This window comes from Dyadobacter sp. CY327 (assembly GCF_021390415.1).
GTDB classification, from domain to species: Bacteria; Bacteroidota; Bacteroidia; order Cytophagales; family Spirosomataceae; genus Dyadobacter; species Dyadobacter chenhuakuii.
Map to the genome: position 1 here is coordinate 2,025,505 of NZ_JAJUXJ010000001.1, position 15,054 is coordinate 2,040,558.

11 protein-coding genes are annotated in these 15,054 nt (G+C 46.0%); 5 read left to right on the forward strand and 6 right to left on the reverse strand.

Going from position 1 to position 15,054, the window contains the following annotated elements:
- Nucleotide 1: 1 nt before the first annotated feature.
- The gene (gene pyrE / locus LZG74_RS08500) at nt 2-649 is read left to right on the forward strand and encodes an orotate phosphoribosyltransferase (protein WP_233796121.1); all 648 of its coding nucleotides are present in this window, start codon (nt 2-4) and stop codon (nt 647-649) included.
- 60 nt (nt 650-709) lie between these two features.
- Here pyrE and LZG74_RS08505 read toward each other — a convergent pair whose 3' ends face one another.
- Nucleotides 710-1,732, reverse strand: a complete 1,023-nt coding sequence (locus LZG74_RS08505; RefSeq protein ID WP_026630283.1) for an aldo/keto reductase — start codon at nt 1,730-1,732, stop codon at nt 710-712.
- A gap of 143 nt (nt 1,733-1,875) precedes the next feature.
- Between LZG74_RS08505 and ppk1 the strand changes: the two genes are divergently transcribed.
- Both ppk1 and LZG74_RS08515 read left to right on the forward strand, forming a co-directional pair.
- Nucleotides 1,876-3,972 (forward strand): polyphosphate kinase 1, encoded by a 2,097-nt coding sequence (gene ppk1 / locus LZG74_RS08510; RefSeq protein ID WP_233796122.1) that lies wholly within the window; start codon nt 1,876-1,878, stop codon nt 3,970-3,972.
- A 206-nt stretch (nt 3,973-4,178) separates the two neighbouring features.
- A complete protein-coding gene (locus LZG74_RS08515) occupies nt 4,179-4,772 on the forward strand; it encodes a TetR/AcrR family transcriptional regulator (RefSeq protein WP_026630281.1) in 594 nt (197 codons plus the stop codon).
- Here LZG74_RS08515 and epsC read toward each other — a convergent pair.
- Nucleotides 4,765-5,595: a serine O-acetyltransferase EpsC gene (gene epsC / locus LZG74_RS08520; RefSeq protein ID WP_051350139.1), complete on the reverse strand. Its 831-nt coding sequence runs from the start codon at nt 5,593-5,595 to the stop codon at nt 4,765-4,767. The two genes, LZG74_RS08515 and epsC, sit on opposite strands and share 8 nt — an antisense overlap.
- 291 nt (nt 5,596-5,886) lie before the next feature.
- Here epsC and LZG74_RS08525 point away from each other — a divergent pair, with 291 nt between their 5' ends.
- Nucleotides 5,887-6,711: an alpha/beta fold hydrolase gene (locus tag LZG74_RS08525; protein WP_233796123.1), complete on the forward strand. Its 825-nt coding sequence runs from the start codon at nt 5,887-5,889 to the stop codon at nt 6,709-6,711.
- A gap of 157 nt (nt 6,712-6,868) precedes the next feature.
- Here LZG74_RS08525 and LZG74_RS08530 read toward each other — a convergent pair whose 3' ends face one another.
- Entirely contained in the window at nt 6,869-7,972 is a 1,104-nt protein-coding gene (locus LZG74_RS08530) for a T9SS type A sorting domain-containing protein (RefSeq protein ID WP_233796124.1), read from the reverse strand.
- 139 nt (nt 7,973-8,111) lie between these two features.
- Nucleotides 8,112-9,176, reverse strand: coding sequence for an isoaspartyl peptidase/L-asparaginase family protein (locus tag LZG74_RS08535; protein ID WP_233796125.1), 1,065 nt, complete (start codon nt 9,174-9,176; stop codon nt 8,112-8,114).
- A gap of 114 nt (nt 9,177-9,290) precedes the next feature.
- Between LZG74_RS08535 and LZG74_RS08540 the strand changes: the two genes are divergently transcribed.
- Nucleotides 9,291-11,153 (forward strand): glycoside hydrolase family 2 protein, encoded by a 1,863-nt coding sequence (locus LZG74_RS08540; RefSeq protein ID WP_233796126.1) that lies wholly within the window; start codon nt 9,291-9,293, stop codon nt 11,151-11,153.
- A gap of 178 nt (nt 11,154-11,331) precedes the next feature.
- On the opposite strand, the gene LZG74_RS08545 is transcribed toward LZG74_RS08540, so the two are convergent.
- Both LZG74_RS08545 and LZG74_RS08550 read right to left on the reverse strand, forming a co-directional pair.
- Nucleotides 11,332-13,602 (reverse strand): NADP-dependent malic enzyme, encoded by a 2,271-nt coding sequence (locus tag LZG74_RS08545; protein ID WP_233796127.1) that lies wholly within the window; start codon nt 13,600-13,602, stop codon nt 11,332-11,334.
- Between the two features lie 94 nt (nt 13,603-13,696).
- Nucleotides 13,697-14,905, reverse strand: a complete 1,209-nt coding sequence (locus LZG74_RS08550; protein WP_233796128.1) for an MraY family glycosyltransferase — start codon at nt 14,903-14,905, stop codon at nt 13,697-13,699.
- Between the last annotated feature and the right edge of the window lie 149 nt (nt 14,906-15,054).

A 15,054-nucleotide genomic window follows, 5' to 3' on the forward strand; every position in this document is an offset into this window, starting at 1 on the left:
AATGCTAAACCAACAGGATATTACCAAAAGAATCGCTGAATTGCTGCTTGAAGCCAAAGCAATAAAACTAAGTCCCGACAAGCCGTTCCAATGGAGTTCGGGCTGGCTGTCTCCCATTTACTGCGATAACCGTGTGGCGTTATCTTATCCTGACACGCGGACTTTTATCAAAAAGACCTTAGCGGCATTGATTAAAAAGGAATATCCTGATGTGCAGGCAGTTGTAGGTGTAGCAACGGGCGGCATTGCCCAGGGAGCATTAGTAGCAGACTTGCTGGAATTGCCTTTTGCATATGTTCGTCCTGAGCCTAAGAAGCACGGCATGGGCAATCAGATCGAGGGTAGACTGGAAAAAGGTCAGTCGGTGATTATCATTGAAGACCTGATCTCAACCGGCGGAAGCTCTTTGAAAGTGGTTGATGTGTTGCGGGAAGCGGAGATTGAAGTGGCTGGAATGGTCGCGATTTTTACTTATGGCTTCGCGGTTGCAGAAAATAATTTCAGAGAGAAAAATGTAAAGCTCAGCACAGTGAGCAACTACAATGCATTGATAGAAACCGCATTGGAACATAATTACATTGACAGCTCTCAACTGGAAAGTCTGAGCGCATGGCGCGTAGCTCCTGAGACCTGGGGCAGAAATCAGTAGTAGCCAAATGCTATCGGCTGCCGGCTTTACATTTGATGGCCGGCAGCCGATACGTTACAGTTAGTTTCTGTGATTTTCCAGCTTTTCATAAAGTCCTCCGAACGCCTCTTCCTTCACGCCTTCGGATTTAAGAAATTCATGCGGGAAACCCAGCTCGATTTTACTTACCTCGTTAAGCCGCGCGATCATTTCATCCGGCAACTTGAACGACAGGCAGCCAAGCGAATCCACAAGTTGTTTTTCTTTTGAAGCACCAATGATCGGGATCATTACCTGATCGCGGTGACGCGCCCAGTTGATCGCCACCTGCACCGGCGTTACGCCAAGTTCACTGGCCACATCCACCACAGTTTGTGCTATAATGCTACTATGCTCGTTTCTGCGGATGCTATGGTCAGGAACGCGGCCGGCTTCACCGCGTAAATATTTTCCGGTAAGTGCGCCGCCACCTATTGTGCCCCAGGGTGTTACCGCAAGTCCAAGCGCTTTTGCCATAGGAAGTAAGTCGCGTTCCGGTGTGCGCTGAATGAGGGAATATTCAAACTGAATGGCCGCAAATGCATTCCAGCCGCGAAAATCTGCAATCGTATTTGCCTGTGAAACCACCCAGGCCGGTGTATCCGAAATGCCGACATAATGGACCAAACCTCTTGTAACCAGGTCGTCCAGGCCGCGCATTACTTCCTCAACGGGGGTTGTATTGTCCCAAAGGTGAACCCATAGCAGGTCAATGTATTCCGTATTCAGGCGCTTCAAGCTTGCTCTCACCGAGCGCATCATGTTTTTGCGGTGGTTACCGGCAAAATTAAGGTCGTCGTTCCGGTCTTTCAGTGTGAATTTGGTCGCTAAGACCCAGTGATCACGGTCATTTTCAATGAATTCACCTACATATTTTTCAGAAGAGCCTTCTGTATAGCGGTTAGCTGTATCGATAAAATTGCCTCCTGCGCCTGCGAAACTTTCGAATATCTTATAGCTTTCATGCTTATCCGCTCCCCATCCCCACTCAGTTCCGAAGGTCATGGTGCCCAGGCAAACTTCCGAAACACGTAAACCTGACCGGCCCAATAATTGATATTGCATAGTACTGTAATTAAGTTTTAAATGAAAGAAATAACATCGGATGCTTGCCGAACTTTGTTAAATCTTTGTGTCGCAAAGTTAGATCCTTACCGGCCAAATGTATTTATATTGTAGCAAATTTTGAATCTTTTTTACCTTAATCAATGATAGATGTTGCTTATCCCTACTTCGATACAAATCTAAGCTGGCTGTCTAATAATTACCGATTATTACTGGAAGCCAACGATGAGACTGTACCGGTGAGGGAACGTTTACGTTTTCTTGGCATTTACGCATATCAAACCAAAGAATTCTTCCGCGCACGTGTTCCCAGCTTGCTGGCCATGGGGGAGGTGAGCAACGATATCCGTACCAAACTCAATCTTTTCCCTGAGTCATTACTGGAACACGTCTACGAAACGGTTGAAAACCAGCTGCGCGAGTTCAACGACATATTACTTACAGGAATTCTTCCCGCGCTGCATGAGCAGGGCGTACATTTATATTATCGGGAAACATTTGCGAATGAGCATCTGAATTTTCTGAGGAAATTTTTTGTCGACAAGCTTTTCAGGCATTTGCAGCCCGTTTTTCTGGACAGTCGGAGAAGTTCGAAAATGTCCTTTTTCGAGTCCAAACAATTATATCTGGTTGTCAGGTTGCAGCATAGGGATGATACGGAAGAGGATTGGTATGCCATTGTCAATATTCCGTCCGAGCTTTTTGGCCGCTTTGCGGAGTTGCCGGAACTGGATGGGAAAAAGCAGGTTGCTTTCCTGGAAGACGTTATCAGGGAACATCTGCCCTTGCTATTTCCGGGTTACGATGTTTTGGAAAGCTATGCGTTACGGGTCGAGAAAGATACCGAACTGTCGATAGAAGACGAGTATCCGATGCAGCTTGCGCAGCGCATTTTGAAACAGCTTGAAAAACGCAATTTCGTCCAGCCCGCGCAATATTTCTATGAATCGGGTATGCCGCTGTATATGCGTGAATATCTGGTCAGCAAGGCTGCCATCCCGATGAACGAGTTTCATGAGCGGGGACATTACATTTATATGCAGGACCTGATGACCTTCCCGCAACTTTCGCGGCGATTGGATTATCCTGTTCAGCGCCCAATCCAAAACCCGGATTTCGACGATGTTACCTCTGTTTTTGAATCCATACAAAGGGCAGATCAGCTGCTGCATTTGCCTTACCATTCTTACGAGCCCATCGTGCGGTTTTTTAATGAAGCTGCCGTCGACCCGCATGTGCGCGAGATCCACGTTTCGCTTTATAAGATCAGTCCCAATTCCTTTATACTGAACTCGTTGATCAGCGCAGCACGCAATGGAAAGCGGGTAACAACTTATGTAGAGCTTAATACGAAGCTCGACATTCAGGAAAATTTGCATTGGTCCAAAAAAATGCGGGATGCGGGCGTAAAGATCATTCTGAGCGTCCCCGGATTGAAAGTACATGCCAAAATTGCTTTGGTCAAACGCAAGGTCCACAAAGGCTGGGAACGATACGCATTTTTTGGAACGGGCGGTTTTTACAGGCTTACCAGCCGGGAAATCGTTGATCACGCATTGTTAACAAGCCACCGGGAACTGACCAATGAGCTGGAATTGCTTTTTGGATATTTGTCTACGCAGGACGAGCCGAAGAAATATAAATATCTGCCATTTAATAATCTGTTTGTAACACAATTTACACTCCAAAAAAGGCTTTTGGATCTGATAGACCGCGAAATTGCCAATTGTAACGCGGGGCTGAAATCCTTTGTGACCATTAAAATTAATCAGCTGCAAGACCATATGCTGATCGATAAGATTTATCAGGCAGGTCAGGCCGGCGTTCCGGTGCATGTGATCGTCAGTGAAAGTTGCGGGCTCATTTCCGGGCTGCCGTCGATTAGTGATAACATTGTAGTAAGCCGTCATGTAGACCGCTATGTGGAGAACACGCGGATCTTTCATTTTGCCAACCGCGGCAATGATGAAATGTACTTGTCGTCCTGCGACTGGACGCACCGCAACCTGCACCGCCGCATTGATGTATGCTTCCCGATCCTGGATGAAGCGCTGAAAAATCAGATGCGTCTTGTGCTCAGGAACTATGTAAGCGACAACCAGAAGTCTGTCAGGCTGGACCTTTATCAGAACAATTTAAGAATCACCGACGACTCGCGCGGGAAGGTTCGCGCGCAGGAATCGAATTATCGTCTGGTCGAAAAAATTGAGAAAACAGGACCCACGAAAAGGGCTGAATAAAACATTTTCAGGCGTTTAAAAAAATTTTTTTACGCATAAATTTAATAATCCGCTGTTAGATTTAATCTGGGGTGTTTGCAGGAAAAAATATTTTAAAGGACAAATGTTTTGAATAAACGGGTCAAAATCCTCTTGAGCGGTAAGGACTATATGTTTATATTTGAATGCATATCATTCTGACTCCATCTTAAAATCAGCATTATAGTATGGGAATAGTAGAGCGAAGAGAACGCCTCAGAATACAGGTACGTTCGGATATCGTCAAAACAGCAAAAGAAATAGCCCGTGAGGACGGGTGGACAGCGGTCTCTATCCGCAAAATTGCTGAAGTGATCGAATACAGCCCTCCAATTCTCTATGAATATTTTGAGAGCAAGGATAAATTGCTCGAAGCGATCCGCATGGAAGGGTTCGATATCTTGCAGGCTGAGTTTTCAAAAATCAAGACCCATTTCAGCAATCCCCAGAAGCAGTTGGCAGAAGTAGCGCAGCGGATCTGGGTGTTTGCGATCGAAAATCCAGAGGTTTTTCAGGTAATGTTCAATCTGGAAGGCGCTTATTGCGATTCGAAGAATGTGTACGGAAAGGCCATGAGCATTAAGGGCAATCCGGTTTGGGAAATGATTGCAAGCCTGCGTCCGAGATCTGGCGAGATGGTTACCAAAACCTATTACGAGTGGTGGTGCCTTACCTACGGTTTTATAAGCATTACCATGACCACACAGCCCAGATATGCGTTTCCGCAAGCTGAGCCCGTGTATATGGAAGGTGTTCGCAGATTTATAAGAAGTATTATGTAATCGAAGGTGTTTGCTGGCGTATCTCTATTTTGCTCTGGTGATAAACCTGTGAAAATGGAGGTACGCTTCGCACCAGCCAGGCGTTTCCGCCAATAATCGAATCGTGGCCTATCACGGTTTCTCCTCCCAAAATCGTCGCATTGGCATATACCACCACATTGTCTTCAATGGTTGGATGACGTTTGCTGGAAGCAAGTGACTTTGATACAAATGTCGCCCCCAATGTCACTCCCTGATACAATTTAACATTGTTACCAATATGCGTGGTTTCGCCGATGACAACGCCAGTTCCGTGATCTATAAAAAACGAATGGCCGATTGTTGCGTTCGGGTGAATGTCGATTCCTGTTTGGCTGTGTGCGAATTCAGTTAACATCCTGGGTAGAAGCGGAATGCCGGCAAGCGCAAACAAGTTGGCAAAGCGATAAGTAGCAATGGCCATAAAGCCGGGATAAACCGAAATGACCTCTTCAATGCTTACCGAAGCAGGATCGTTATCCGTGATTGATTTGGCATCCAGCAACAATTTCTCGTAAATCCCGGGAATCTGGCCAAAAACATCGTCCAAAATTTCCTCCTTGCTTTTTTCCAGTTCCGGAAGCAGCGGTTCCAGCATGCAGTTCAGACTGTTGCGTAAATCAGCATATTTCATCGCAATGTCCTTGGTGGGGCAGCTCGTGCAGTCCTTACTGATCGGAAAAAGAAAATTAATCAGATCCTGAATAAACTTACCAGCATCGTGTCTCGAAGGTAATTGATAGCGATACTGCTCATTTTGCTCTGCCAGGCGCTGGAAGAACTCGTTTTGTTGGTTGGTTGTCATCAACAGTAGGAATTTGGCTTAGATAACCCGGATTTCTGGCATCAATTTTATATTGAACACATAATCAGCAGGAAAAATTTTGTCCAGGCTGTTTCTTTGAGAAACACGTCCTGAATTTCACTCTTTTTCTATTTATAATCGTATATTGAAATATCCTGTGAAGTTATAAATTACAGTAAGATTCCTGAATGTATGCCAAGTTTTAAATTTTTGCGATCTGTAATTGTTGTTTTTCTGATATCCATTTCGCTCAGTTCCTGCTTTTCCCGGTACACTATATCAGCCAAACAGGTGCGGAAACATTATGCAGCGAAAAAAGTAAAACCTGAGGAACGCATTATTAAAAATGATACGCTTGCACTTTGCATTGCAAGTGTGGGTGCGGATACATTGCCAATGTTGCTGCTGATCCATGGTGCTCCCGGCTCGTTATGGGGTTATATGAATTTGATGGATGATGAAGACCTGCAAAAGCGCTTCCACATTGTGTCCGTTGACCGTGTGGGCTATGGGAAATCCCGCCTTAAAATGAAGAAGAAGCACCGCTATGTGACTTCCATTGCTACACAAGCCAATGCACTTTTACCCGTTTTTGAATTAAATAAAAGCAAAGAAAAAGTAACCGTTCTGGGCAGATCTTACGGTGCACCGATCGCTGCCAAGCTGGTTTCACTGCAACCGGATCAAGTGAAAGAGCTGATCATGGTTTCGCCCGTTATAGATCCTGAAAAAGAGAAGTTTTATTGGTTTTCAAAATGGGGCAGGAATTCTTTGATCCAGCTATTCTTGCCGGGAGAGTTCAATACGGCCACGGCTGAGAAATACAGCCACTCCGATGAACTCCGAAAACTATTGCCCGTTTGGCATAACCTGGACCTTCCTACAACCGTAATCCAGGGTGGAAATGATTGGATAGCCGATCCGGCTAACATTGATTTTGCCAAGAAACACATTAAGAGCAAGCGCGCTCAATACATTTTCCTGCACAAAGCCGGACATATGATCACCTACACCCATTTGTCGATGATCAAAGAAATGCTTTTGAAAAGCCAGTTTGTTGAGGATAGGATTACTTCGCTCGATATGTCTGCGGCGTCAGGGCAGGCGGCTAATTAAGAAATTTTTACATTGAATTGAAAAGAAAATGGCTGATCATGTGATCAGCCATTTTTCTGAATTATAATTAACCTATGATAAATACGGAGACCAATTGCATATACAAGTGTCGTATTTACATAAGACGAAATTTCGCTTTTACACCATTACAATGCTCTTACCGCAACACTTTCTGCGACACCGCATCATTCTCGTTTGCTGCTTTTATGATGTAAATCCCTTTGGCAAGATTACGCATATCAAACTCCTCCTGAACTGAAATCACCGGGCCGCCGCTTTTGATTTCCTTGATAACCCTTCCGCGAATATCTATAAGCTGTAATGTTACAACAGAACGTTTTTTGCTATATGCTTTCACAGTTATAGATGTCTCAGTAGGAACCGGATACGCTTCAATGGCCATGGAAACTTCTGCCGATTTTACATTTGGCGTAGACGTGATCAAGCCACCATTTGCAGCCGATTCGTAAGGTGGGATCTCGACGGTGGGGCCGGGCTTGTCGATTACTATAATCAGACCTTCGCGGTAAGTTTCCGAAATAGCAACGCCGTCGCGCCATTCGCTTACCACCATTGCAAATATGTAATTGCCCAACACTTCCGGAGCCTGCCAAACCAACTGATTAACCGATGGAACGACTTTGAATGTGCCTGTGCTGCTTACTTCATTGGGATACATATAAGTATGCTCCAACATACGGACGCCGCATTCGCCAGGTGAAGGCTTGCTTAGCTTAGGAAGCTTCACGGTAATGCTATCGGCATCAGCAACAGTTGGTTTGAGATCAATTTTGAATAATTGCTTTACACCCGCTTCAAAGACTAGATAAGGAAGGACTGGGGTGGAATTAGAAACCTGTGTGTTAATAACCGTCCAGAAAAAAGCTCTCGTATCACCGGAATTTGGTAAGTTCAGAATTCCCGGCGACCGGTTTTCCAGTGAAACTGATATCTGGAATGTTCCGGATGAAGGATACGTGTGCGTTCCGTCATAGTCAGACACCAGCACATCACCAGGAAGCGCTTCCGTTTTCGATCGTTTAAATTCTTTGGTAGAACCGTCTCCAAAACAAACCAGCACGTTCGTTTGTGCAGCCGCAGCTGGTTCACCAACATTACTGTCAAAGTATAACCGAACTTTTATCTTATAATTTTGACCAGAAACATGTGAGGCCATAATTTCACCGCCCCGGATATGCGTCGCAAAACAAAGCGGAGAAGCCAGTAAGATCAGAAGAAAAACCTTGTAAACTGATTTCATAGAGTAAAGGAAGCTGAATGTTACGTTACATAATCCAAACGACAAAAGCCGCCCGTTTTGTATTACGGGAATGATAAACAAGTGTATAAAAACGCGTTTTTGTAACCATAGCAAAATCGACTGCTCAAAAGGCCCAAAATCAGTCCTTATAAATCAGGATCTCACTTTTTCCGTCGCTTTTGATATAACCGCGATACATGCCTTCGCTATTAAAAGGCATCGCAACATTACCGTTCCTGTCCACCGCAATAATGCCGCCCTCTCCGCCGCGTTCCACCAGTTTTTTCATCACCACTTCATTCGCAGCATCCTGCAAAGTCATGCCTTTATATTCCATTAATGCCGAGATGTCGTAGGCAACCACGGAGCGGATGAAATATTCGCCGTGTCCCGTTGCCGAAACCGCGCATGTGGCATTATTTGCATAAGTTCCTGCGCCAATGATCGGTGCGTCGCCGATGCGGCCGTATCGTTTGTTGGTCATGCCGCCCGTGGACGTTCCAGCCGCTAAATTCCCGAATTTGTCCAGTGCAACACAGCCCACCGTCCCAAATTTTTTGCCTTCTGTAAAAATCAGCTCGTCTTGTTCAACGAAACCTGTCTTCGGCGCTTTTTTTACTTCCTGCTTTTCTTTGGCGTCATGGTCCAGCTCTGTTTTTTCCTGCTCTTTGGCGCGTTGCAATGCTTTAAACCTGGACTCGGTATAGAAATAGGAAGGATCAACAATTGCCTGTCCCTGCGCTTTCGCAAATGTTTCCGCGCCTTTGCCCGCCATCATGACGTGCGGGGACTTCTCCATGACGGCAATGGCCGTGCTAATCGGGTTCCTGATCGTGGTAACGCCTGCTATGGCGCCGGCTTTCAGTGTTTTTCCTTCCATAATGGAGGCATCCAGCTCATTTTTGCCCTCGTTGGTAAAAACAGCACCTTTACCAGCGTTGAAAAGCGGTGAATCTTCCATAACCCTGATCGTTGCTTCCACCGCCTGAACACTCGTTCCACCACTTTTTAATACGCTATAACCCTTTTGCAACGCCGTATTAAGGACTTCTTTATAAACTTTTTCCTGCTCCGGTGACATGCTGGCGCGCGTAATAGTGCCTGCGCCGCCATGCAGGGCAAGTGTGATTTTATCGGAGTAGTCCTGTGCGAAGGCAGAAAAGCTGATCAGCAGGAGAATGGCCAGGTAACAGCGTTTTTTCATGGGTTGGAATTTGAGTGAGTTATTTCAAAGCTAAGCAAAATGATAGTAGAGCGGTTTCCTGCAAACCTTTTAAATTTGAATTTAATTAACATCTTGTTCAGTAACTCAAATTTAATGAAAACAGCACTGCTAGGATTGGGATTGCTATCATGCATCCTGAGCGTCGACTCGGCTGCGCAGAAGTCTCCCGAATGGAAATATGTTGAAGGGAAAATCGTCTCGCCCTGGGCGGAAAAGGTAAATGCAGCTAATGTCCATCCTGAATATCCGCGGCCGCAAATGGTCCGCCAGAATTGGGTTAATATCAATGGATTATGGAATTTCTCAATTGTTCCAAAACAATCGTCCGAAACTAAACCGGCTGCCTTTGACGGTCAGATCTTGGTCCCGTTCGCCGTGGAATCCGCATTGTCGGGCGTGGGTAAGACTGTGGGAAAAGACAGTGTGCTCTGGTATCAGCGAAACATTGACTTTGCGCCCAAGCTAAAAGATCAGAGAGTGCTCCTGCACTTTGGGGCGGTGGATTGGAAATGTGATGTGTTTGTCAATGGAAAGCCGGCGGGCTCGCATCAGGGCGGTTACGATCCTTTCTCTTTTGACATTACGGACCTTTTGGTGAAGAAAAAGCAACAGGACATCAGCGTTCGCGTCTGGGACCCCAGCAGCGATGGTCCGCAGCCAAGAGGAAAGCAAATCAAAAATCCACATGCAATCTGGTACACGCCTGTAACCGGAATCTGGCAAACCGTTTGGCTGGAAACCGTTCCAACAACGCACATTGCTGATTTCAAGCAAGTTCCTGACATTGATAAGCAAACATTGACTGTTACAACAACGCTTAAAAATGCAGGAACAACGGACAAGATCAGAATCGTTGCGCTGGACGGCTCCAATAAAGTTGCTGAGCAGGAAATCGCATCCGGTGAAAATGCCGTGCTGAACATTGCTAATGCTAAGTTGTGGTCGCCCGAAAATCCATTTTTGTATGACTTAGTGATCACAGTAACCCGGAACGGAAAAGTAGTAGACGAAGTGAAAAGCTATTTCGCTATGCGTAAAATTTCGATGCAATTGGATGCAAACGGCATTCAGCGTATGGCATTGAATAACAAGTTCTTATTCCAATATGGCCCGCTCGATCAGGGCTGGTGGCCAGACGGACTCTATACAGCTCCAACGGACGAAGCATTGAAATTCGACATTTTGAAAACCAAGGAAATGGGCTTCAATATGATCAGAAAACACGTGAAAGTAGAGCCTGCGCGTTGGTATCGCTATTGCGATGAGCTGGGAATGCTGGTGTGGCAGGACATGCCGAGCGGCGATATGGGCAACAACTGGGAACAGCGTCCCGGCATTACCGGAGACGAAACGGAAAAGCAGCGCACGCCCGAGTCAGAGAACATTTATAAGACGGAATGGAAGGCCATCATGGATGCCAATGACCATTTTCCATCCATTGTCGTATGGGTTCCTTTCAACGAAGCATGGGGACAATTCAAAACAGAAGAAATCACCAACTGGACCATGCAATACGACCCAAGCCGCCTGGTTAACAGTGCCAGCGGAGGCAACTTTTTCCCGGTAGGCCACATTATCGACATGCATAATTACCCCGCACCGGTGATGCCGAGACCGGAAATTTTTGGTGCAAAGCAGATTATTGTGCTGGGTGAATTCGGCGGGCTGGGGCTGCCGATAGACGGTCACGTTTGGCAGCAAAAGGATAACTGGGGATACCAGAGTTTCAAAAACCAGCAGGAGCTCTACGCCCGTTACGAGTCCTTCGTAAAAAGATTTGAATCCCTGATCAAAAAAGGATTATCAGCCGCAGTCTACACGCAAACAACCGACGTAGAAATAGAAACAAACGGCCTGATGACCTACGACCGCAAAGTAATCAAATTCCCCGAAGCAAAGCTAAAAGCGATACATATGCCGCTTTATAATGCGGACTGGGTGAAGTTGAAGCCCTGAAGCTGAGCCAATCAAAACAACCCCTGTCACATAAAACAACCCCCTGTCACACTGAGCGGACCGGGCCGCCGGGCGGCCGAAGTGCGCAACTGCTAGCAGTAACGCACTTCGGCTCCGCTCAGTGTGACAGGGCAAAATACTCAGTGTGACAGGGGTTGTAATTGTCACAACCCGACTACTACTTCTTCATCTGAGCCTCAACAACCGCTATTGCAACCATATTAACAATCTCCCTAACGGAACTTCCTAATTGCAAGACGTGGACCGGCTTTTTCATTCCGAGCAGGATCGGCCCGATGGTTTCCAGTTCGGCAGCTTCTTTCAGCAAGTTGTAAGCAATGTTACTTGCCGACAGGTTCGGGAAGATCAGCGTGTTTGCGCCGCCATCTACGAGGTCGCTGAATGGGTGATTTTCCTTTAATAATGCTGTATTGAATGCGAGGTGGGCTTGCATTTCGCCTTCTACGATCATCGTAGGATTTCTCTTTTTGAGGATCGCAGTGGCTTCGCGCATTTTCACCGCATCGGTTCCGTCGGCGCTTCCGTAGTTGGCGTACGTTACCAATGCAATGCGGGGCTGAATGTTGAACCGCTCGACCGCTTTTGCCGTCAGTTCGGTGATTTCAACGATTTCATCAACTGTTGGATCCAGGTTGACGGTTGTATCCGAGAAGAATAATGGTCCTTTTGGGGTTAGCAAAATGTACATACCCGCCACTTTATTTACACCGGGATCTTTTCCAATGACATGCAATGCGGGACGGATCGTATCCGGATAAGTCCTTGTAAGACCGGAGATCAGCGCGTCGGCCTCTCCGTTTTCCACCATCATTGATCCGAAATAGCTTCTGAAATAAATGCTTCTGTGCGCTTCAATAGGCGTTAGGCCCTTTCTTTTACGTTTTTCAAAAAGCAGGTTGGCATATTTGTTAATGATCTCTTCATTCTCTTCTGCACGCGGATCCACAATCGCTACGTCACCCAGATCAAGCTTACTTTCTTTGATCAGGTTTGACACAATGTCTTTGCTGCCCAGCAAGATAGGAATCGCAATTCCTTCATCACGAACCTGTTGCGCGGCACGAAGCACCTGAATGTTCTCTGCATCTGCAAAAACAACTCTTTTTGGGGCCAGTTTCGCTTTGTTCAGGATTACGCGGGAAATCTGTTCGTTACGGCCAAGGCGGCTGGAAAGTTCCTGCTCGTAAGCGTCCCAATCCGTAATGACTTTGCGGGCAACGCCTGTTTCAATTGCAGCTTTTGCAACAGCAGGTGCCACAGTAGTTAACAATCGCGGATCAACGGGTTTTGGAATAATATAATTTTTGCCAAAAACAATGTTCGTTTCATTGTACGCAAGGTTTACAATGTCCGGAACTGATTTCTTGGCAAGATCGGCAAGCGCGTGAACGGCCGCCAGTTTCATTGCTTCATTGATCTCCGTCGCACGCACGTCCAGCGCGCCGCGGAAAATGTAGGGAAAGCCAAGGACATTGTTCACCTGGTTCGGATAATCCGAGCGGCCTGTTGCCATGATCACGTCTTCACGCGCTTCAACGGCATCAGGATAGGGGATTTCCGGGTTGGGATTAGCCATAGCGAGCACGATGGGATCTTTCGCCATTGATTTCACCATATCCTTAGACACAATGTCCGCTGTTGAAAGTCCGAGGAACAAATCGGCGCCGACCATTGCTTCTTCCAGCGACTCGTAAGCTACTTCCGTTGCAAACTGCCGCTTCATTTCCGAAAGGTCCGTCCGGCCATTGTGAATATGGCCTTTGGTATCGAACATCGCAATGTTCTTCGGATTGGCACCCAGTGCCAGGTAAAGTTTAGTACAGGAAACGGCCGAAGCGCCTGCGCCGGAAACGACTACCCGAATATCATTAATGTCTTTTTTAACCAATTCAAGGGCATTTAACATGGCTGCGGCGCTGATGATGGCCGTTCCGTGCTGGTCGTCGTGCATGACGGGAATGTTCAGCTCTTGTTTGAGGCGGGCCTCAATTTCAAAACATTCCGGTGCCTTGATATCTTCCAGGTTGACGCCCCCGAACGTAGGTTCCAGGATCTTAACGGTCCTAACAAATTCGTCGACGTCTTTTGTATTCAGTTCAATGTCAAATACATCAATGTCTGCATATATCTTGAAGAGAAGGCCCTTTCCTTCCATAACCGGCTTGGAAGCCTCAGGACCAATGTCTCCGAGTCCGAGCACGGCGGTTCCGTTGCTGATTACAGCTACAAGGTTGCCTTTTGCTGTATACAAATAGGCATCTTCAACATTAGCAGCGATTTCGAGACATGGCTCTGCAACACCGGGAGAATACGCGAGTGAAAGGTCCCGCTGGGTGCTGGTTTCTTTGGTCGGGATTACCTGGATCTTGCCAGGACGGCCTTTTGAGTGGTAGTATAGGGCGTCTTCTTTTCTGATCTTTTTATTCATACCTGTTGACGATTATTTCGTGCTAAGGTACAAACATTAGGTGCAACGCAATGAATTTGCAGCGGTATTAACAGCGGTTTTTGAAGCCGGATTTTTACAAATCCCTCAGAATGTTGTTCGAAGAACTCAGATCATCACCATTAAAAGAATGACTATTCGCCAGGTTCTTTCTTTTTTTTACAGACACGACACGCCTTTTAAGGAAGTAGGCAAATATCATATACACGCCAAACATGCCTATATAAATGTACAACGAAGCAGTGTTTGTAATGTCGCCGTGAAAAGCAAAAAACAACGTGGTATTCATGATCGTTACCATCCAAAGTGTGCAGGATGCCCAGAAATGGTTCAGGCCATTGTCGATCAGGATGTGGTGCATGTGGTTACGGTCCGCAATAAATGGCGAGCCTCCTTTGAAAATCCGGACGATAAATACACGTAATGTATCAAAAATCGGGACGATGAGCAGGACCATAACGATGATGGGCGCATTGAAATATGCATTCGGATCGTGCAGGTAACCTACATTTAAAGACAGGAATTCAACAGAGAAAATAGAAAGCAGATAACCCACAATCAGCGAACCGGTGTCGCCCATGAAGATTTTGCTTGTTTTGGAAAAATTAAAACGCAAAAATCCTAGCAACGAACCCGACATGGCGAAAGCCAGGCAACCAAACGAAAAATGATCGTTAGCAATGAACCAGATGCCGAACCCCAGGCCCGCAATAAGGCTGATACCACCCGCCAGTCCGTCGATTCCGTCGATCAGGTTTATCGCATTAATGATCGCGATAAAAATGAAGACGGTAAGCGGGATGCTGATAAAGTCTGAAACACCATGAATGCTAAATATTCCGTAAAAATTATCGACCTTGAAATTGCCCATTGCTACAAGTATCAGCGAGGCAAATATCTGTACAATCAGCTTTTTTGTAGGGTCAACAGCAAGGATATCATCTTTAATCCCAAGAAAAAACAAGATAATTACGCCCGTCATAGCGAGGCTGATCAGGTTGGAATCCAGGATGTTTTCGGAATGCGGCCATAAAAAATAAGCGATCAGCGTTGCCGCAAATATCGCTATGCCTCCCAAAGTAGGGGTTTCCGTTTCATGTGAGCTCCTGAAACCAGGTTTCGCTGTCAAATGCAACAGATTCGATAAGTTGATGATGATCGGAATGCTGATAATGGACAGGAAACAGGCGATCAGAAAGGAAAGGAGGCATTGGTAAACATCATGATGAATAATGTTACTGAAGTTTCCTTCACTCAGTATCTGTAGGGGTAACTTTAATTCCATAGTGCCTGCCAATGTAATAGCCTAGTAACGTTGTAGTAATTTTGTAACCTTTAAATCAAAAGTCGCAATTTTAATTTATATTATAAAAGCTAAACCGCTGTATATCAAAATAATTATTGTGCGGTTTGGATGCAGCTTTTGGTTTTCTA